The 18,878-nt window shown below is 64.2% G+C and carries 18 protein-coding genes and 1 tRNA gene; 7 read left to right on the top strand and 12 right to left on the bottom strand.

Going from position 1 to position 18,878, the window contains the following annotated elements:
* Positions 1-93: 93 nt before the first annotated feature.
* From tuf to rpsL, 4 genes are all read right to left on the bottom strand, one after another.
* Complete coding sequence (gene tuf / locus RUH75_RS20375) at positions 94-1,284, bottom strand: elongation factor Tu (RefSeq protein ID WP_313809015.1); 1,191 nt, start codon at positions 1,282-1,284, stop codon at positions 94-96.
* 135 nt (positions 1,285-1,419) lie between these two features.
* Positions 1,420-3,492: an elongation factor G gene (gene fusA / locus RUH75_RS20370; RefSeq protein WP_313809014.1), complete on the bottom strand. Its 2,073-nt coding sequence runs from the start codon at positions 3,490-3,492 to the stop codon at positions 1,420-1,422.
* Between the two features lie 161 nt (positions 3,493-3,653).
* The gene (rpsG, locus tag RUH75_RS20365; RefSeq protein WP_066560556.1) at positions 3,654-4,124 is read right to left on the bottom strand and encodes a 30S ribosomal protein S7; all 471 of its coding nucleotides are present in this window, start codon (positions 4,122-4,124) and stop codon (positions 3,654-3,656) included.
* A gap of 13 nt (positions 4,125-4,137) precedes the next feature.
* On the bottom strand, positions 4,138-4,509 hold the full coding sequence (rpsL, locus tag RUH75_RS20360) for a 30S ribosomal protein S12 (RefSeq protein WP_007686591.1): 372 nt from the start codon (positions 4,507-4,509) through the stop codon (positions 4,138-4,140).
* 357 nt (positions 4,510-4,866) lie between these two features.
* Between rpsL and RUH75_RS20355 the strand changes: the two genes are divergently transcribed.
* The 3 genes from RUH75_RS20355 (at position 4,867) to RUH75_RS20345 (ending at position 8,888) form a co-directional block, all read left to right on the top strand.
* A complete protein-coding gene (locus tag RUH75_RS20355; protein ID WP_313809013.1) occupies positions 4,867-7,149 on the top strand; it encodes a putative bifunctional diguanylate cyclase/phosphodiesterase in 2,283 nt (760 codons plus the stop codon).
* Positions 7,150-7,345: 196 nt separating this feature from the next.
* On the top strand, positions 7,346-8,521 hold the full coding sequence (locus RUH75_RS20350; RefSeq protein WP_313809012.1) for a M23 family metallopeptidase: 1,176 nt from the start codon (positions 7,346-7,348) through the stop codon (positions 8,519-8,521).
* Complete coding sequence (locus RUH75_RS20345) at positions 8,502-8,888, top strand: polymer-forming cytoskeletal protein (RefSeq protein ID WP_313809011.1); 387 nt, start codon at positions 8,502-8,504, stop codon at positions 8,886-8,888. Before RUH75_RS20350 ends, RUH75_RS20345 begins: the two co-directional genes overlap by 20 nt.
* 338 nt (positions 8,889-9,226) lie before the next feature.
* Here RUH75_RS20345 and RUH75_RS20340 read toward each other — a convergent pair whose 3' ends face one another.
* From RUH75_RS20340 to yajC, 7 genes are all read right to left on the bottom strand, one after another.
* A complete protein-coding gene (locus tag RUH75_RS20340; RefSeq protein ID WP_313809018.1) occupies positions 9,227-10,735 on the bottom strand; it encodes a YifB family Mg chelatase-like AAA ATPase in 1,509 nt (502 codons plus the stop codon).
* 172 nt (positions 10,736-10,907) lie between these two features.
* A complete protein-coding gene (locus tag RUH75_RS20335) occupies positions 10,908-11,582 on the bottom strand; it encodes an RlmE family RNA methyltransferase (protein ID WP_313809010.1) in 675 nt (224 codons plus the stop codon).
* Entirely contained in the window at positions 11,579-12,697 is a 1,119-nt protein-coding gene (locus tag RUH75_RS20330; RefSeq protein WP_313809009.1) for a Ppx/GppA phosphatase family protein, read from the bottom strand. Before RUH75_RS20330 ends, RUH75_RS20335 begins: the two co-directional genes overlap by 4 nt.
* Before the next feature lie 100 nt (positions 12,698-12,797).
* On the bottom strand, positions 12,798-13,142 hold the full coding sequence (locus RUH75_RS20325; protein ID WP_313809017.1) for an MTH938/NDUFAF3 family protein: 345 nt from the start codon (positions 13,140-13,142) through the stop codon (positions 12,798-12,800).
* Positions 13,143-13,210: 68 nt separating this feature from the next.
* Positions 13,211-14,197 (bottom strand): protein translocase subunit SecF, encoded by a 987-nt coding sequence (gene secF / locus RUH75_RS20320; protein ID WP_313809008.1) that lies wholly within the window; start codon positions 14,195-14,197, stop codon positions 13,211-13,213.
* Between the two features lie 17 nt (positions 14,198-14,214).
* Positions 14,215-15,816, bottom strand: coding sequence for a protein translocase subunit SecD (secD, locus tag RUH75_RS20315; RefSeq protein WP_313809007.1), 1,602 nt, complete (start codon positions 15,814-15,816; stop codon positions 14,215-14,217).
* Between the two features lie 7 nt (positions 15,817-15,823).
* On the bottom strand, positions 15,824-16,159 hold the full coding sequence (gene yajC / locus RUH75_RS20310; protein WP_313809006.1) for a preprotein translocase subunit YajC: 336 nt from the start codon (positions 16,157-16,159) through the stop codon (positions 15,824-15,826).
* 190 nt (positions 16,160-16,349) lie between these two features.
* Here yajC and RUH75_RS20305 point away from each other — a divergent pair.
* The 3 genes from RUH75_RS20305 to RUH75_RS20295 all read left to right on the top strand — a co-directional run bounded on the left by RUH75_RS20305 (position 16,350) and on the right by RUH75_RS20295 (position 17,384).
* Positions 16,350-16,426 (top strand) — tRNA-Pro (locus tag RUH75_RS20305).
* A gap of 144 nt (positions 16,427-16,570) precedes the next feature.
* A complete protein-coding gene (locus tag RUH75_RS20300) occupies positions 16,571-17,110 on the top strand; it encodes a glycoside hydrolase family 108 protein (RefSeq protein WP_313809005.1) in 540 nt (179 codons plus the stop codon).
* Between the two features lie 13 nt (positions 17,111-17,123).
* Positions 17,124-17,384 carry a 3TM-type holin gene (locus tag RUH75_RS20295; RefSeq protein WP_313809004.1) on the top strand — a complete coding sequence of 87 codons (261 nt, stop codon included), beginning with the start codon at positions 17,124-17,126 and terminating at the stop codon, positions 17,382-17,384.
* A gap of 478 nt (positions 17,385-17,862) precedes the next feature.
* Here the strand turns inward: RUH75_RS20295 and RUH75_RS20290 are convergent, their stop codons facing one another.
* Complete coding sequence (locus tag RUH75_RS20290) at positions 17,863-18,402, bottom strand: hypothetical protein (protein WP_313809003.1); 540 nt, start codon at positions 18,400-18,402, stop codon at positions 17,863-17,865.
* 318 nt (positions 18,403-18,720) lie between these two features.
* Between RUH75_RS20290 and rpsM the strand changes: the two genes are divergently transcribed.
* Positions 18,721-18,878 (top strand): 30S ribosomal protein S13 (gene rpsM, locus RUH75_RS20285; RefSeq protein ID WP_313809016.1); only part of this gene is annotated, 158 nt, incomplete at its 3' end.

Raw genomic sequence — 18,878 nt, 5'->3', positions numbered from 1 at the left:
CTTCTAGCTCATTCGAGCCGGAGAAAGGCGATCCGGGGCGGCAAAAAACCTCAGGGGCGCTAATCAGGCGATTCGCGCCGCTGAGGCCCTATATTACTTCGAGATCGTGCCGACAACCCCTGCGCCGACGGTACGACCGCCTTCACGGATAGCGAAGCGCAGACCCTGGTCCATGGCGATCGGAGCGATCAGCTTGATGTTCAGCTTCACATTGTCGCCGGGCATGACCATCTCGGTGCCCTCGGGGAGGATCACTTCGCCGGTCACGTCGGTGGTGCGGAAGTAGAACTGCGGACGATAGTTCGCGAAGAACGGGGTGTGACGGCCGCCTTCTTCCTTCGACAGAACATAAACTTCCGCGTCGAACTCGGTGTGCGGGGTGATGGTGCCGGGCTTGGCCAGAACCTGACCGCGCTCGACTTCTTCACGGCCCACGCCACGGATCAGCGCGCCGATGTTGTCGCCCGCGCGACCTTCGTCGAGCAGCTTGCGGAACATTTCGACGCCGGTGACGGTGGTCTTGCGGGTGTCCTTGATGCCGACGATCTCGACTTCTTCACCAACCTTGACGATGCCGGTTTCGACGCGGCCGGTCACGACCGTACCACGACCCGAGATCGAGAAGACGTCTTCGATCGGCATCAGGAAAGGCTTGTCGATCGGACGCTCGGGCTGCGGGATGAAGTTGTCGACCGCTTCCATCAGCTTCAGAACGGCGTTCTTGCCGATTTCGTCGTTCGAACCGTCCAGCGCCTTCACGGCCGAGCCGGGGATGACGGGGATGTTGTCGCCGTCGAAGTCGTAGGACGACAGCAGTTCACGGATTTCCAGCTCGACCAGCTCGAGGATTTCGGCGTCGTCGACGAGGTCAACCTTGTTCATGAACACGACGAGCTGCGGCACGCCGACCTGGCGGGCAAGCAGGATGTGCTCGCGGGTCTGCGGCATCGGGCCGTCGGTGGCCGAAACGACGAGGATCGCGCCGTCCATCTGGGCCGCACCGGTGATCATGTTCTTGACGTAGTCAGCGTGACCCGGGCAGTCGACGTGCGCGTAGTGACGGGCTTCAGTCTCATACTCGACGTGAGCGGTCGAGATGGTGATGCCACGCTCGCGCTCTTCGGGCGCCTTGTCGATGTTGGCATAGTCGACGAAGGTCGCGCCGCCGGTTTCGGCGAGCACCTTGGTGATCGCCGCGGTCAGCGAGGTCTTGCCATGGTCGACGTGACCGATGGTGCCGATGTTGCAGTGCGGCTTGTTCCGCTCAAACTTAGCCTTAGCCATTTTATCCTACCTTCTAATCAAATCAGCTTTGGTCTGACCGCTCGGCCGCGCCTCGCGAAGGCGCGTCCATAGCAGCAAATTCACAATATGCCAGCCCTAACCGAGCGGTTTGCACCGCCCGGCCAGAGAAAATTGTCAGGCCATCTTCGCCTTGACTTCGTCCGCCACATTCTGCGGCACTTCGTCATAATGCGAGAAGATCATCGAATAGTTCGCGCGGCCCTGAGTGAAGGAACGCAGCGAGTTCACATAGCCGAACATGTTGGCCAGCGGCACCATCGCCTCGACCACCTGCGCGTTGCCGCGGGTGTCGGTGCCCTGAATCTGGCCGCGGCGGCTGTTCATGTCGCCGATGACGTCGCCCAGATATTCTTCCGGAGTGACGACTTCGACCTTCATGACCGGCTCGAGCAGGGTGATGCCCGACTTCTGCGCCGCTTCGCGCATGGCGGCGCGACCGGTGATTTCGAACGCCAAAGCCGACGAGTCGACGTCGTGGTACGCGCCGTCATAGAGCAGGATTTCGAAGTCGATGATCGGGAAGCCGATGAGCGAGCCGGTGGCCGCCGTTTCGCGCATGCCCTTTTCGATCGCCGGGATATATTCCTTGGGAATATTGCCGCCCTTGATCTCATCCTTGAAGACGATGCCCGCGCCACGCTCGCCCGGCGTCAGCTTCACCTTGATGCGGCCGAACTGGCCGGTGCCGCCCGACTGCTTCTTGTGGGTGTAGTCGATGTCGACCGGCTTCTTGAGATATTCGCGATAGGCCACCTGCGGCGCGCCGACATTCGCCTCGACCTTGAACTCGCGCTTCATGCGGTCGACCAGGATTTCGAGGTGAAGTTCGCCCATGCCCTTGATGATGGTCTGGCCCGATTCGTGATCGGTCGTGACGCGGAAGGACGGGTCCTCGGCAGCCAGGCGGTTGAGCGCAACGCCCATCTTCTCCTGGTCGGCCTTGGTCTTCGGCTCCACCGACAGTTCGATCACCGGCTCGGGGAATTCCATCCGCTCCAGAATGATCGGCTGGCGCTCGGCGCACAGCGTATCGCCGGTGGTGGTTTCCTTCATGCCGGCCAGCGCGACGATGTCGCCCGCATAGGCGGCATCGATGTCCTCACGCGAGTTCGCGTGCATGAGGAGCATACGGCCGATCTTTTCCTTCTTGTCCTTGACCGAGTTCAGATAGGTGCCCTTGGTCAGAGTGCCCGAATAAACGCGCAGGAAGGTCAGCGAGCCGACGAACGGATCGTTCATGATCTTGAACGCCAGACCCGAGAAGGGGGCGTCGTCCGCGGTCGCGCGGCTGTCGGGCTCTTCGCTGTCGGGGTTGATGCCCTGCACGTCAGGAATGTCCAGCGGCGAAGGCAGATAATCCACGACGGCGTCGAGCAGGGGCTGAACACCCTTGTTCTTGAACGCGGAGCCGCACAGCACCGGAACGAACGCCTGGCCCAGCGTACCCTTGCGGATCAGCTTCTTGAGCGTGGCGGTGTCGGGCAGATTGCCTTCCAGATAGGCTTCCATCGCGGCGTCGTCCTGCTCGACGGCGAGCTCGATCAGCTTTTCGCGATATTCGGCAGCCTTGTCGGCGAGGTCGGCCGGGATTTCCTCATAATAGAATTCGGCGCCCAGGCTTTCATCCTTCCAGATGATCGCGCGGTTCTCGACCAGGTCGACCAGACCCCTGAAGTCCGACTCAGCGCCGATGGGCAGGTACAGGACGGCCGGGGTGGCGCCCAGACGGTCGATGATCGTCTGCACGCAATAATAGAAATCGGCGCCGGTGCGGTCGAGCTTGTTGATGAAGCACATCCGCGGCACCTTGTACTTGTCCGCCTGGCGCCACACGGTTTCCGACTGCGGCTCAACGCCGGCAACGCCGTCGAACGCGGCGACCGCGCCGTCCAGCACGCGCAGCGAACGCTCGACTTCGATGGTGAAGTCGACGTGGCCGGGGGTGTCGATGATGTTCAGGCGGTGGTCGTTCCAGATGCAGGTCGTCGCAGCCGAGGTGATGGTGATGCCACGCTCCTGCTCCTGCTCCATCCAGTCCATGGTGGCGGCGCCGTCATGGACTTCGCCGATCTTGTAGGACTTGCCGGTATAATAAAGGATGCGCTCGGTCGTGGTGGTCTTGCCGGCGTCGATATGCGCCATGATACCGAAATTGCGATAGCGTTCGAGCGGATGGCTGCGGGCCATGATGCTTCTCCGTTGCCGGCGCGCCGGCGGTGAGTGAATGAGTCTTGCGGCTGGCCCCTAAACCAATCCGTCCGCCATGGGTAGACCCCCGGCGAACGGATGGATTTTCCGGAGCATTTCCAAAAGGAAGCGGGCACCGCACGGCGCCCGTCCCATCATGCTTACCAGCGGTAGTGCGAGAAAGCGCGGTTCGCTTCCGCCATGCGGTGCGTGTCTTCGCGCTTCTTGACCGCGTTACCACGGTTGTTCGCGGCATCCAGCAGCTCACCCGACAGACGGGCGGCCATGGTGGTTTCGCTGCGGTTGCGCGAAGCCGTGATCAGCCAGCGGATCGCCAGCGCCTGGGCGCGCTCGGGGCGCACTTCGACGGGGACCTGGTAGGTCGCACCACCGACGCGGCGGCTGCGGACTTCGATGCCGGGCTTCACATTGTTCAGCGCGTCATGGAACATGCCGATCGGGTCCTTCTTGGACTTCGTCTCGACAGTTTCGAGCGCACCGTAAACGATGGACTCGGCGACGGCTTTCTTGCCGTCCTGCATGATGCTGTTCATGAACTTCGACAGCACGATATCACCGAATTTGGGATCGGGCAGGATGACGCGCTTTTCGGGGCGACGACGACGTGACATATTCTAGTCTCCCTTACTTCGGACGCTTCGCGCCGTACTTCGAACGGCTCTGCTTACGATCCTTGACGCCCTGGGTATCCAGAACGCCGCGCAGCACGTGATAGCGCACACCGGGAAGGTCGCGCACGCGGCCGCCACGGATCAGCACGACGCTGTGCTCCTGAAGGTTGTGGCCTTCACCCGGAATATAGGTGATGACTTCGCGCTGGTTGACCAAACGCACCTTCGCCACCTTGCGGAGAGCCGAGTTCGGCTTCTTCGGGGTCGTCGTGTAAACACGGGTGCAAACGCCGCGCTTCTGCGGGTTCGCTTCCATGGCAGGGACCTTCGACTTGGTCTTCTGCAGTTCGCGGCCCTTGCGGACCAGCTGGTTGATTGTTGGCATGAAGCCCTTCACCTTTTTCAGTTACTTTACCTGCATTCCCGCGTTCCTTGCAGCGTGGAAGACGAATCGCTTCCAAACGGCAAAGGCCCCGGCGGAAACCCGCCCGGAGCCGCAAGAGCACCGGCAATGTTCAGCTCTGATGCCCCCAGAGCCGGATTTTGGACAGATGAATCCATCCACCCCGGACCTTTGGGCAGGCGCGCCTATAGCGACGTGCATCCCGGGGGTCAAGGACCGCGCCCGCCGCGCTGGTTTCCACTGCGATCCCCTGTGGTGAAGATTCCATTAGGAAATTGATAAGAACAGCCAATCTATGCTGCCCCTTGCCGCCAGAAGGGACGCGCGCGTGGAAAGAATGTGACCCAGCTTTCGACGATTACCGGCGAATTCGACAGCCCCGACATGGAGGCTGCCTTTCAGGCGGATCGCCTGCCCGAGTCGCAACGCCATGCCCGGGTCCTGTTCCTGCTTGCGGCGGTGCTGAACGCGCTGTTCCTGTTCAGCGACTGGCGCTTCGCCGGAACGCCGCATTTCTGGATCGCCGTCCCCGCCCGGATCACCGTCGTACTCTGGTCGCTGATCAGCCTGTCCCTCTGCCGCCACATGACGGACTTCCGCGCGGTTGAGCGCATCTGCTTTGCCTGGCAATGCGTCACCGCCATCGGCGTCGCCTTCCTCGTTTCCTCGCGCAGCGACATCGCGATCTTCGTGCTGGTGATGCTGCCGCTAATTTTCTACCTCGTCGTTCCCACCAGTTTCCGCGGCAATGTCGGTGGCGGCCTGGGCTGCGCGGTAGCGTTACTGACCGGCTATATGGCGCCCGCCCCCCTGTCACCGACCACGCCCGGCATGGTCATGGCCCTGCTCATCCTGCATTGCGGCATGTGGAGCGCGATCGCGCGCACCAACCGGCTGCAACGCAAGGAATGGACCGCGCGCAAGATGGCTGAGGCCGCCCGCGCCGCGCTCGCCGCCAACAGCGAGACGCTGGAGCGCGTGTTCAAGAGCGTGCCCATCCCCCTGCTCGTCACCCGCCCCGACGGCACGGTCATGCGCTTCAATGATTCCGCCGCCCGCGCCTTTGGCGTCGATATTTCGGACGTGCGCTTGCTGGACGAAGACGCCGCGAGGGAGGACAGCCTGCGCGACCGCATCGCCGGGGGAAAGGAAGTCGACAATTTCGAATGCCGCATCCTCGCCCGGGACGGCATTGTCCATGACGTGCTGCTGTCCTGCCGTCCGATGTCGATCCGGGACGAGGATTGCGTCCTGTCCAGCATCGTCGACATCACCGCCCGCAAGGAAGCGGAACGCCACCTCGCCCATCTGGCCATGACCGATGCGCTGACGGGCCTTGCCAATCGCTCCCACTTCCTGGCGACGCTGGCGCAGGCGGCCGGCGCCACCAGCCGCGCCGGCGGGCAGATGGCCGTGGTGCTGATCGACGTCGATGAATTCAAGCGGATCAACGACAGTGCCGGGCATGATGCGGGCGACGCCCTGCTCTGCGCCGTGGCCGAACGGCTGCGCGAAGCGGTCCGCCCCGGCGATCTGGTCGCGCGCATGGGGGGCGACGAATTTGCCGTGCTGCTCACCCGCCTGCGCAACGCGTCCGACCTGGAAGCGATATTGGCGCGCATGACCGGCCGGCTGCACCGGCCGCTGGCGCATGGCAGGCGGGACATTGACTGCCGCGTCAGCATGGGTGTCGCGCTCTTTCCCGAACATGCGGGCGACATTGCCGAGCTGATGAAATATGCCGACATCGCACTGTACGAGGCGAAAAATGGCGGCCGTGGCCGGGCCTGGATCTTCGAACCCGGCCTGCTCGAACGCTGGCAGCGCGAGGCGCAGATGCTGGAGCGCGCCCGCGACGCGCTGATCAACGCCCCGCCCGCTCCCTGGTATCAGCCCAAGGTCGACCTTGCGACCGGCCGGATCATCGGCTTCGAAGCGTTGCTGCGCTGCGTCCGTCCCGATGGATCGATCATCATGCCGGGCGAGATCACCGCCGCCTTCGAACATTCGGAGCTGGGCCGCGTGATCACCGAACGCATGCTGGCGCAGGTGCTGGCCGACTGCCGCGCCTGGCAGGATCAGGACATCGACATCGGCCATGTCGCGATCAACGTGCCCGGCGTGGAACTGCATGACAACAGCTTTCCCGGCCGCCTGCTGGCGCAGCTTGCGGCCCACGGCGTCCCGCCCCGGCAGATCGAGCTGGAAATCACCGAATCCGTTTTCCTGGGCCGCAATGCCGAAGTGGTGGAACGCAGTCTCCATCGGCTGAGCGCGGCCGGCCTTTCGATCGCGCTCGACGATTTCGGGACCGGCTATGCCTCGCTCTCCCATCTCAAGCAGTTCCCGATCGACATCATCAAGATCGACCGTCGCTTCGTCCGCGATCTTGAAACCGATCCCGACGATGCGGCGATCGTGCGCGCCGTGCTCAATCTCGCCTACAGCCTGGGCATCCGCACCGTCGCCGAGGGCGTGGAGAATCTGCGGCAACTGGATTATCTGCGCGCGGGCGGCTGCCACTATGGGCAGGGTTTTCATTTCGGCGCCGCCGCGCCGGCTTCGCAGGTCGCGGAAATGCTGGAACAAAGTCTTTCCCGCAACGCCCTCCGCCCCGCATAGAAATTTCACGGACGCGCGGGAACCGAAATCCCGGTTCCACGTTTCGTCCCGTTCAGCTTTCGATTCGTCACGAGTCCGCCTCCCCGGATTCGCGCGACTCGATTCCTTTTGTTAGCGCCCCGTTCACTAAAAAACGCACGCGGGGTCGCAATTGTCGCAACAGAGCAAGACGGGGGCAGCCGCCCTCTGGGCCAGGATGACTGCCCAGTGTTCGAAGCTGTGCCCGGAGCGGGAGATTTTCCTGCGCTCTGGCGGCCAGGTGAAATTCATCCGCATTTCGCGCCGGGCGCAGATCGTCACGGGGGGCCTGTTGGCCAGCGCCCTGATCGGCTGGGCGGGGCTCACCCTGTCCATGGCGGCCGGCAGCGCGGCGATGGCGCGGGAGCGCGCCGCCCTTGCCGTCCAGGGCAAAGCCGTCGCCAGCACCGCCAGCAAGGTCGAAGGCTATCGCCAGTCCGTCGACCAGCTCGCCCATGAGCTGGAACAGCGGCAGGACTTCATGGACGACCTCTACCGCACCCATTTCGGCAAGGAAGGCCCCGCTCCCCAGCAGGATGTCGTCGGCAAGCCTGACGCGGAAACCCGGAACGGCGCGCACAAGCTGAACGCCAGGATCAGCACCGCCCCCGAAGCCGCCCCGCTGCTCCAGATCGATGCGCGCCAGCGCCGCTTCGCCGCGCTGCTGACCGGCGCGGTCCAGCAACGCGCCGACAAGGCCGCCGCGGCGATCCGCAGCTTCGGCCTCAACCCTGACAGCCTCGCCCGCCCAAAAGGTAGATGGGCCGGCCGCGCCCAAAACCGGGCAATGGGCGGCCCCTTCGTCCCCTGGGAAGGGCAGGACGCGCTGCCGGGCGAGTTCGAAAAGCTCGCCAAAGCGCTGTCCCGCATGGAATTTCTCGAAGCCAGCCTGCTCGCCATCCCCTCGGGCAAGCCCACGGCGACCCCGATGCTGAGCAGCAGCTATGGCTATCGCAGCGACCCCTTCAACGGCCATGCCGCCTTCCACGCCGGCCTCGATTTCCCCGGCAGCATCGGCCAGCCGATCCTTGCCGCCGCATCGGGCAAGGTCAGCTTCGTCGGCCAGCGCAGCGGCTACGGCAATGTGGTCGAGGTGACGCATGGCAATGGCCTGATGACCCGCTATGCCCACCTCTCCGCCTTCAACGCCCATGTCGGCCAGCAGGTGACGCGCGGCGACAGGATCGCCCGCATGGGCTCGACCGGCCGTTCCACGGGCCCGCACCTCCATTTCGAAGTGCGCGTGAACGGCAATCCCATCAATCCCCGTCGCTTTCTCGAGGCCCGCAAAGATGTTCTCCAGATCCAGCAAGTCGCCACGGCGCGCCTCGCCGATGTCGGCAACCGGGGCTAAGCACACCCCCTTCTCCCTGATCGGCAGCGACGTGGCGATCAGCGGCAACCTGACGGCGAGCGTCGACCTGCATGTCGACGGCACGGTGGAGGGCGACATCAGCTGCGCCGCGCTGGTGCAGGGTCCCGGCAGCCGCATCGCCGGCCATGTCGTGGCGCAAAGCGCGCGCCTCGCCGGGCTGGTCGACGGATCGATCACGGCCGAGGAGCTGGTGGTCGAAAGCAGCGCGCGGATCACCGGCGACGTGGTCTATGACCGCATCTCGATCGCGCCGGGCAGCCGCATCGAAGGGCGCTTCACCCACAGGGAAAATGGGCCGGTGGCAGTGGGCGAACTCAAGCTGATCGCCAATGACAGCGCGGGTTGAGGGTTTCGCGCGTCCTTACCGGATTTGGGTGACACAGGTGACACGATTAAAGCACGGGAAAGCGCCGGTTCCTGCGCAATTTCCTATCGCGATTTTTGACGGTTCAAAGAGCGGAGCGGGCTTAGCTGCGGGACGATGCTGTAGGACAGCAAAAATTGTGGGGGTGTTGGGCGAAGGCAGCCGTTAAGCGGTGCGTGTTCCTGCGCAGGCAGGAGCCCAGTTCAGACGCTGCGATGGCGAGGCTATGGCGGGACTGGGTTCCTGCCTGCGCAGGAACACGGTACGCTTCAAGGAAAGCAGGGTAAGCGAACAGTCCGCCCCCCCAAAAAAAATCAACTTCAATTCACCGGCGCGCGCCTGCGATAACTCAGCGCCTCGGCCACATGCACGCGCCCGACCCGTTCGGCCCCGGCCAGGTCCGCTATGGTCCGCGCCACGCGCAGCACCCGCGTATAGCCCCGCGCCGACAGCTTCATCGCCGCCGCCGCCTGCGCCAGCAGCTCACGCCCCGCCTGATCCGGCCCGGCGACATCCTCCAGCCGCTCGCCATCCACTTCGGCATTGGTGCGCACCGCCGTCCCGGCATAGCGCTCCGTCTGCACCGCCCGCGCCGCCGCGACCCGCGCGGCCACCTCGACCGATCCTTCGGCGGGCGGCGGCAACACCAAATCCGCCGCGGTCACCGCCTGCACCTCCACATGCAGATCGATGCGGTCGAGCAAAGGCCCCGACACCTTGGCCTGATAATCCGCCGCGCAGCGCGGCGCGCGCGAGCAAGCCAGCGCCGCATCCCCCAAATGCCCGCACCGGCACGGATTCATCGCCGCCACCAGCTGCACCCGCGCCGGAAAGGTCACATGCGCATTGGCCCGCGCGACGGTGACTTCTCCCGTCTCCAGCGGCTGGCGCAGAGAATCGAGCACGGCCCGCTGGAATTCCGGCAATTCATCAAGGAACAGCACGCCCAGATGCGCCATGCTGACCTCGCCGGGCCGCGCCTTCTGCCCACCGCCGACCAGCGCCGCCATCGACGCGCTGTGATGCGGATTGCGGAAGGGCCGCGCCCGGCTGATCCTTCCCCCCTCCAGCGTGCCGGCGACACTGGCCACCATGGAGGTTTCCAGCGCTTCCCCCGGCGTCAGTTCCGGCAAAATCCCCGGCAGGCAGTTGGCCATCAGTGATTTGCCCGCGCCCGGCGGTCCGACCATGAGCAGGTTATGACCACCCGCCGCCGCGATCTCCAGCGCCCGCTTCGCCGTTTCCTGTCCCTTGACCTGTTTGAGGTCGGCGGTCCGCACCGGCGGCTCCACCTCGCCCGGCTGCGGCGGGGACAGGGCGGCGGTTCCCTTGAAATGGTTGAGTATCGTGAGCAGGTCCGGCGCGGCGATGACCTCGACCTGCCCGGCCCATGCCGCCTCCGTCCCCTGCGCCACCGGACAGACGAGCCCCAATTCCCGCTCCCCCGCGTGCAGCGCCGCCAGCAGCACCCCCGGCGTCGGCGCGATCCGGCCATCCAGCCCCAGCTCGCCGACAACGACATAACCCGCCAGCGTCTCGGCATCGATCACGCCCATCGCGCCCAGCAGCGCCAGCGCGATCGGCAGATCGAAATGCGACCCTTCCTTGGGCAGGTCGGCCGGCGACAGGTTCACCGTGATCCGCTTGGGCGGCAGCGACAGGCCGATCGCGGCAATCGCATTGCGCACCCGCTCGCGGCTCTCCGCCACCGCCTTGTCCGGCAGGCCGACGACGATGAAATTGGGCAGGCCCGGAACCAGCTGGCACTGCACCTCCACGCCGCGCGCTTCCAGCCCGAGATAGGCGACCGTCGATACCGTCGAAACCAATGTGAACATCCCCCTGCCCGCCTCGCGGCCTGCCCCCGCCGGACCCGGACCGTGCTCCTGCGCAGGCACTCGAACGAGACGAGTGGCTCGCGAGAGCCAGTTCCGAGGGTGGGACCGGGTTCCTGCCTTCGCAGGAACACGGGTTGGATTCAATATCTTAGCGACTGAAGGCTCAGCCTTCCGCGTCAGGCCGCCCCTTGAACCCCTGCGCCACGACATACCATTCGACGCTGCCCTTGCGGCTGGCCGGGGGTTTGGCATGCTTGATCGTGGTGAAATGCTTTTTGAGGATGGCCAGCAGATCGGCATCGGTGCCGCCCGCGAACACCTTGGCGACGAAGGTGCCGCCCTTGCGCAGATTCTCGACCGCGAACATCGCCGCCGCCTCGACCAGCCCCATGGTGCGCAGATGGTCCGTCGCCGCATGCCCCACGGTGTTCGCCGCCATATCCGAAATCACCAGGTCGGGCGCATCGCCCAGGGCTTGCGCCAGCAGGTCCGGCGCCTTGTCGTCCATGAAGTCCATCTGGAACAGGGTGACGCCCGGAATGGGATCGGTCGGCAGCAGGTCGATGCCCACCACCTTCGCCTTGGGGCACAGCTTGCGCACCACCTGCGCCCAACCGCCGGGCGCGACGCCAAGGTCGACCACGGCGCGCGACCCCTTCACGAAATGGAACTTCTCATCCAGCTCGATCAGCTTGAAGGCGGCGCGGCTGCGCCACCCTTCCGCCTTGGCGCGGCGGACATAAGGATCGTTCAACTGCCGTTCGAGCCAGCGGGTGGACTGGGCGGTGCGCCCCTTCGCCGTCTTGACCCGCACCTTGCCGGCACCCGTGCCTCTCACATCTTCACTCCATCACGGTCCATCAGGCCGCGCAATATGCCCTCCCGAATTCCTCGATCGGCCACGCCCAGACGCTGGGCAGGCCAGATGTCGAGGATCGATTCGAGGATCGCGCAGCCCGCCACGACCAGATCCGCGCGCTCCGTCCCGATGCAGGGCAGTCTCTGCCGCTCGGACAAGGGCATGGAGGAAAGCCGCATGGAAATAGCCCGCATCGAAGTCGAAGGCACGATCAGTCCGTCGATCGCCTGCCGATCATAACGCGGCAGGTCAAGATGCAGGCTGGCAAGCGTCGTCACCGTCCCGGATGTGCCAAGCAGGCGAATGTCGCTCTGCGGATCAGGCAGACGCCGCGCCAGGGGCGCGAAGGCTTCCGTCACCCGCGCCCGCATCCGGCCATAAGCCGCCAGCCGGTCCGACGGATCGGCATGGTCGAAAGGCTCGCTTTCCGTCAATGACACCACGCCCCAGGGCGCGCTGACCCAATCGACGATGTGCGGCGCGCCCTCGCGATTGGCATCCACCAACACCAGTTCGGTCGATCCGCCGCCAATGTCGAAGATCAGCGCGGGCCCATCCCCGGGCTCCAGCAACGCATGGCATCCCAGCACCGCCAACCGCGCCTCTTCCTGCGCGCTGATGATGTCGAGCGCGATGCCGGTTTCACGATAGACCCGCTGGATGAACTCCGCCCCATTGGCCGCGCGGCGACAGGCCTCGGTCGCGACCGAGCGCGCCAGCGTCACATGGCGACGGCGTAACTTGTCGGCGCATACCGACAGGGCAGCGATGGCGCGATCGATCGCCTCGTCACTGATCCGACCCGATGCCGCCAGTCCCTCGCCCAACCGGACGATGCGGGAAAAGGCATCCACGACGATGAAGCCGTCCACCGAGGGTTTGGCGATCAGCAGCCGGCAATTGTTCGTGCCAAGATCAATGGCCGCATAGGACCGGCGGCCGCGCGGCGGATGAGGCAAAAGGCCCCGCGATTTCGACGGGGGAGTGAGGGCCGCAGCCTTGCTCCCATTGCCCGGACCGGAACGGGCCCCTTTGCCCGAAATTCCGCCGGCTGGGCCGGAACTCTGCGGCGATGGGCGGCTTTGCTGCACCATGGCCGTATCTCTTTTCTTCTTCGCCAGCGCCGAAAAGCGCCGGAACTTGCCCCAAGAGTAGGCAAAGGAAGGAGAAAGCGCAAGGAGGGGAAGGAAAGCCCTAAATAAGCGGCAGCAGCGCGGCGACGATCCAGCGTTCCTCGGCGCGCAGCACGCCCCAGGCGCGGGCGGCGGCGCGACTGTCCATTACCTCGACGCCAATGCCGCGCGCTTCCAGCGCACGGACGAAGGGACGTAGCGGCTGGCACAGGTTCGCGCCGGTGCCGACCAGCAGAAATTCGGGCTGGATTTCCAGATCGAGCAAATCGCCCAGATCCGCGACGGTCAGCGCAGTGATGGCGGGCGCATTCCGCCATGCCAGCGCCCTGACCGGCGAGAGCAGCAGGCCATCGGGAAAGACATCGTCCCTGACCCGAAAGCCGCGTCCCTGAAAGCCGGTGACGATCGGCCCCTGCCCCGCCTCATCGCGGCGCAGTTCGATGCCAGACCGCCCTCCTCCAGATGCCTGGCCGTTCAGGGCCGCGCTCCATCGTCACGCGGCCCCACGCGCTCGGCCTGCGCAGCGATGTTGGTCTTGCTCGCCTTCTTCTCCGCCGTCGCGGGCGAGAGGCCAAGGGTGATGAGCAAGGATGACGACACATAGACCGAAGAATAGGTGCCGACGATGATGCCCAGCATCATGGCCGCGGTGAAGCCGCGCAGCACATGGCCGCCCAGCAGCAGCAGCGCGCCCAGCGCCAGCAGCACGGTGACGGAGGTCATGACAGTGCGCGGCAGCGTTTCGTTGACCGACAGGTCGATCAACGCCTTCATGTCCATCTTCCGGTATTTCCGCATATTCTCGCGGATACGATCGTCGATCACCATCTTGTCGTTGATCGAATAGCCCACGATCGTCAACACGGCTGCGACAATGTTGAGGTCGAACTCCAACTGCGTGATCGCAAAGAATCCCAGCGTCATCAGCACGTCGTGCATGATCGCGACGAAGGTCGAGATGCCGAACTGCCATTCATAGCGGAACCAGGAGAAGATCGCGATGCCGATCACCGCCAGCATCACCGCCAGCACGCCATTCTGAATGAGTTCGCCCGAAACCTTGCCCGACACCGTGTCGTAGCGGGAGAAGGTGACGCCGGGAAATTCCGCCGTCATCGCCTTGCGCGCCTTTTCGACTATGGCATTGGAGGCGCCGGCACCGCCCTGTTCGGGAAGCGGCAGGCGGATCTGCACCGTCCTGGGATCGCCGAATTGCTGGAGCGAGCCATCGCCCACGCCGAGGCGGTCGATGACGCTACGCACCTTGTCGGTGTGCGGCGGCTGTTGGAACTTCGCCTCGATCATCAGGCCGCCGACGAAATCGACGCCGAGATTGAGGCCCTTGTAGAAGGTCGCGCCGACGGCCAGCACCGTCAGCAGCGCCGTCAGCGCGAAGGCCCAGTGGCGCAGCTTGACGAAGCCGATATTGGTGTTGTCGGGGACGAGCTTAAGCAGTTTCATTTCTTCTCTCCCGCCCGTCAGATGTGGATCTCGGTCGGACGCTTGGCCCGGACCCAGAGCGACACCAGCCAGCGCGTGAAGGTGACGGCGGTGAACACGCTGGTCGCGATGCCGATCAGCAGCACGATGGCAAAGCCTTTGACCGGTCCTGACCCCAGAGCGAGCATGATGCCGCCGGCAATGGCGTGGGTCACGTTCGCTTCGAAAATGGTGCGGCTGGCTTCCTTATAGCCATGTTCGATCGCCTGGACCACATTGCGGCCACGGCGCCGTTCCTCGCGGATGCGCTCATAGATCAGCACGTTGGCGTCGACCGCCGTGCCGATGGTCAGCACGAAACCGGCGATGCCCGGCAGCGTCAGAGTCGCGCCCAACATGCCCATCACGCCCAGGATCACCAACACGTTGATGGCGACGGCGATGTTCGCATACATGCCGAAACGGCCGTAGCTCAGGAACATGAACGCCGCGACCGCCACCACCGCGATGATCGACGCGGTAAGGCCTGCCTTGATCGAGTCGGCGCCCAGCTGCGGCCCGACGGTGCGCTCTTCCACAACGGTCAGCGCGACGGGCAGCTTGCCCGAACGCAGCGCTATCGCGAGCTGGTTGGCGCTTTCGACCGTGAAGCTGCCGCTGATCTGCGCGCTGCCGCCCAGAATCGGCTCGTTGATGTTCGGTGCGGACAGCACTTTGCCATCGAGGATGATGGCAAAGGGCCGGTTGACGTTCTGCGACGTCACCTGCCCGAATTTACGCCCACCTGCGCCATTGAAGCGGATGTTGACGATTGGCTCATTGCCCTGCTGGTTATAGCCCTGCTGCGCGTCCGTCAGATCCTCGCCCGACACCATGACCTGCCGGTAGACGGCGATCACCGGAGGGCCGGCTGGGTTGGTCGGATAGGGAAGCACTTCGCTGCCCACAGGCGCGCGGCCCTGCGCGACTTCGGACGGGTTGGCGTTCACGTCGACCAGCTTGAATTCGAGCTTGGCGGTCTGGCCGAGCAAATCCTTCAACGCCTTGGGATTTTGAAGACCCGGCACCTGCACGACGATGCGGTTGTCGCCCTGCTGCTGGATGGTCGGCTCACGCGTGCCCATTTCGTCGATGCGCTTGCGGATGACTTCGGTGGCGACTTCCATCGCGCCCTTCACCGCATTGTCGATGCCGGCCTGGGTCGGCGTGATGACGATGGTGGAGCTGTTTACGACTTCCACGTTGAAGTCGCGCTGTCCGGTCAGGCCCGCACCCTGCGTCAGCGGCCGGATGCGTTCAACGGCGGCATCGACCTCCGACGGGTTGCGGACCATGAAGCTGAGCTTCCCGTCGCGACTGGAAATATCACCGATCGCGATCTTGCTATCGCCCCGGCGCAGTTCCGTACGGACCTGCTCCTCCATATTGGCGATGCGCTGCTTGGCGACATCCTGGGTCGAGGCTTCGAGCAGCAAATGGCTACCGCCCGACAGGTCGAGGCCCAGATTCACGCGGGTCTGCATGAACTCGGGCAGCTTTTCGACCGCCGAATCCGGCAGGAAGCTCGGCACGGCGCAGGTGATGCCGATCAGAAGCGGCAGCAGGATCGCGGCGACCGCCCAGCGAGGGAAGTTCAGCATGGGCGTCTCAGTCGTTAGCGGGCTTGGCGGTGGCGGGGTCGATCACGTCGGTCAGGGTGGACTTCACCGCCTTCACCTTCATGTTCGGCGCCAGTTCGACTTCGGCGTAATATTCGTCGACGCGAACCACCTTGCCGACCAGACCACCGCCGGTCACGACCTGATCACCCTTCTTCACGGCGTCGATCTTGGCCTTATGATCCTTCATCTTCTTTTGCTGCGGACGGATCAGCAGAAAATAGAAGACGACGAAAATCAGGACCAGCGGGGCCATCTGCACCAGGATAGAGGCGCCGGACGATTCCCCGCCCGCAGTCTGGGCAAAGGCAGTTGATATGAACATGCTCGGGACTTTCGCCTTATTATCTGTCCAGTCGCGGGCGCCGAAATAACGCCCACAGATCAAGGGCGCGCGGCTAACACAGATGGACCGGGTGAGGCAACCGGATTAGGATTTGCCGACAAAAGCGCAAAAAGCCTGCATGGAAGCGCTTGCATATTCCCCAAACTGCTTCTAATTGCGCCGCTCCGGTCGGGACGTAGCGCAGCCTGGTAGCGCATCACACTGGGGGTGTGGGGGTCGGAGGTTCGAATCCTCTCGTCCCGACCAAATTTGAAGGCGCTTGAGACGCCTTCCCAAGCCCTCTTCTCATATTCTGTTTTCCTGCTTGGTGGGCGGTAGCATTTTTTTCTGTCCTACAGCGAACCAAATGGGATAAATAATCCGCCTTTCTGAAGCAGGAGGGCGGGTTAAATGGATATTTCGGCTCTGATCGACGAAGTGATCGCGCGCGAGGGTGGTTATAGCCATCATCCGGCGGATCGCGGGGGGCCCACCAATTTCGGCATTACCCAGGCAGTGGCGCGGGCCAATGGCTTTATGGGTGACATGCGGACCCTGCCCCGCGCCGTCGCGGAGGCGATCTATCGGCGGCTCTATTGGGAGAAGTCGGGCTTTGCCTTCGTCGCGGAACTGGCGCCGGGGATCGCCGAAGAATTGTTCGATACCGCGGTGAATATGGGGCCGGGGATGGCCGGGGGCTTTCTCCAGCGGTCGCTGAATGCGCTCAATCGCAATGCGGGGGACTATCCCGACCTGAGGGTCGATCAAGCGGTGGGCGCGAGGACGCTCGCAGCGCTGGGGGCGTTCCTGAAGATTCGCGGGCGCGCGGGGGAGAAAGTGCTGCTCAAGGCGCTCGAAGCGCTTCAGGGCGAGCGCTATCTGGCGCTGGCGGAAAGCAGGCCCGCCAATGAGGCCTTTCTCTATGGCTGGCTGGCGAACCGGATCGGTTAGGGAGGGCAGGATCATGGCACTTCGGCCAAGCAATGACTGGTGGACGCTGCGGGCGCGACCGGCCTTTCTCTACGTGATGTATGGGTTGCTGCTCTGGTCAGTGCCGCTGGGGCTGATTGGAGGCGTGCGGCCGGATGTGGCGGCGGGAATCATCCGGGCGATGCAGGCCTATTTCAACGCCTTGCCCGAGCCGCTCTATGCACTCTTTGGGACGGGCTATCTGGGCTATACGGCGGCGCGGGCGTGGGGGAAGGCCAAGGGGGTGGAGCGGTAGCATCTCCTGGCGGCAAATGCGAAGGGATCGACAGCCCCGCAAAAATGAGAGGGGCCGTTGGAGGGGATAAGTCTCCAACGGCCCGTCATTGACATGGTCAGCGGCCGGAAGCGCCGCCCAAGGGAAACGTTGATCGCGCTATTTTCCAGACGCGGCGCTCCGTCTGCGAAATCGCAGTCGACAGTCACCGAAATTCTGCAAAACCGACGCTAAAGGCGTCGCTCAGCGGCGTGTTCCCCGAATGGACTTGACCGACCCCATTGCTGAACCATGAGACATCGGATCACCTCCTTTCGCTAGTTGAAGCCCCTATAGCCGTTCCCGGATAATGGTCCTTCGCCGTCTATGAAATGATATGTGAATCAGACGGGCCGCATGTTCAAGGCTTGTAAAATTCTTTTTTCGAATCATACTTCTACGTCCGCGTTTCGCAGGCGATTTGCTTCGAAATCGACGGAAAATTCCTGAAATCAGAGACTTAGGCGCGACAGTCCTCGACGACGCGGCCGACCTCCGCCCAAGCGGGCAGGATCAGCGTGGGCTGGCCCGGCACCTCGACCGCAAAACGGCCTCTGCTGTAAGCGATTTGATCGAGCGCCGTATCATTGGCGGCGCGGATCGCCTGCGTCGCGGGGGCCGTTCCGACGGCAGCGCTCGCGGGCCAGCTGACCGTGCCATAGCTGGTGCGGACTGTCATCGCCGTCCCCGCGAGGCCCGGCCGCAGAAAGCTGATGCGGCGCGTCCCCCTGTCGCAGCGGATGACGAACAGGCTGCTTTGCGCATCGACACCGAACAGGGCGACCGATCCGGCGCCGTCGACCTGATAGCGCCAGTCGCCGGACGTGGTGCCGCGATCCTGCCATTGGACCGTGGCGGGCGGCGGCGGAGCGGACGGCGGGGCCGATGCGGGCCGGGGCGCGGACACCGGGGCGGGCGCATGCTGCTCGGGCGCGCCGACGCAGGAGGCCAGCAAAAGGAAAGCGGTCGCCAACGCGGCGGAGGGCAGTTTGAAGCGCATCCCGCCTCCATGCCCCAGGGGAAGGGATTGCATCAACCCGAAAAGGACGGGATGATGCGCCCGGCCCGTCGGAATGACCGCCTGCGGAAGCGCCGGATTTCACCGGTTTCGCGCCCACCCGTCATTGACAGTCCGGGGCCGAATCGCTAAGGGCACCCCTTCCCAATTCGCTCACGAGCGGCAGTGCGATGGCACTGGCCGTCTTTTTTGCGTCTTGGGGTCTATCGAATCGACCGTGGTCCTGCCAAGGACTTTCGGCCTGGGCGCTTTGAGATGGGGTGGCGCCAACTGCCCCGTGGAGCAGGAGTACAGAATACCATGGCACGTATTGCGGGTGTCAACATCCCGACCAACAAGCGCGTTATCATCGCGCTCACCTACATTCACGGCATCGGCCGCAAGACCGCCGTCGACCTCGCCAACAAGCTGGGCATCGACCACAGCCGCCGCGTTCAGGACCTGTCGGACGCCGAAGT

Origin of the sequence: Sphingobium sp., from assembly GCF_032153725.1 — a bacterium.
Classification (GTDB): Bacteria; Pseudomonadota; Alphaproteobacteria; order Sphingomonadales; family Sphingomonadaceae; genus Sphingobium.
Note: the sequence above shows the minus strand (reverse complement) of the source record. Positions and strands in the feature narration are given on the sequence as shown.

Bases quoted from the DNA above. Each gene is read 5' to 3' on its own strand.
- RUH75_RS20330 (WP_313809009.1), bottom strand. From the start codon at position 12,697: ATGGTGCAGCAAAGCCGCCCATCGCCGCAGAGTTCCGGCCCAGCCGGC.
- RUH75_RS20350 (WP_313809012.1), top strand. From the start codon at position 7,346: ATGACTGCCCAGTGTTCGAAGCTGTGCCCGGAGCGGGAGATTTTCCTG.
- rpsL (WP_007686591.1), bottom strand. From the start codon at position 4,509: ATGCCAACAATCAACCAGCTGGTCCGCAAGGGCCGCGAACTGCAGAAG.
- RUH75_RS20300 (WP_313809005.1), top strand. From the start codon at position 16,571: ATGGATATTTCGGCTCTGATCGACGAAGTGATCGCGCGCGAGGGTGGT.
- RUH75_RS20345 (WP_313809011.1), top strand. From the start codon at position 8,502: ATGTCGGCAACCGGGGCTAAGCACACCCCCTTCTCCCTGATCGGCAGC.
- RUH75_RS20290 (WP_313809003.1), bottom strand. From the start codon at position 18,402: ATGCGCTTCAAACTGCCCTCCGCCGCGTTGGCGACCGCTTTCCTTTTG.
- tuf (WP_313809015.1), bottom strand. From the start codon at position 1,284: ATGGCTAAGGCTAAGTTTGAGCGGAACAAGCCGCACTGCAACATCGGC.
- RUH75_RS20295 (WP_313809004.1), top strand. From the start codon at position 17,124: ATGGCACTTCGGCCAAGCAATGACTGGTGGACGCTGCGGGCGCGACCG.
- rpsG (WP_066560556.1), bottom strand. From the start codon at position 4,124: ATGTCACGTCGTCGTCGCCCCGAAAAGCGCGTCATCCTGCCCGATCCC.
- fusA (WP_313809014.1), bottom strand. From the start codon at position 3,492: ATGGCCCGCAGCCATCCGCTCGAACGCTATCGCAATTTCGGTATCATG.
- secF (WP_313809008.1), bottom strand. From the start codon at position 14,197: ATGAAACTGCTTAAGCTCGTCCCCGACAACACCAATATCGGCTTCGTC.
- yajC (WP_313809006.1), bottom strand. From the start codon at position 16,159: ATGTTCATATCAACTGCCTTTGCCCAGACTGCGGGCGGGGAATCGTCC.
- secD (WP_313809007.1), bottom strand. From the start codon at position 15,816: ATGCTGAACTTCCCTCGCTGGGCGGTCGCCGCGATCCTGCTGCCGCTT.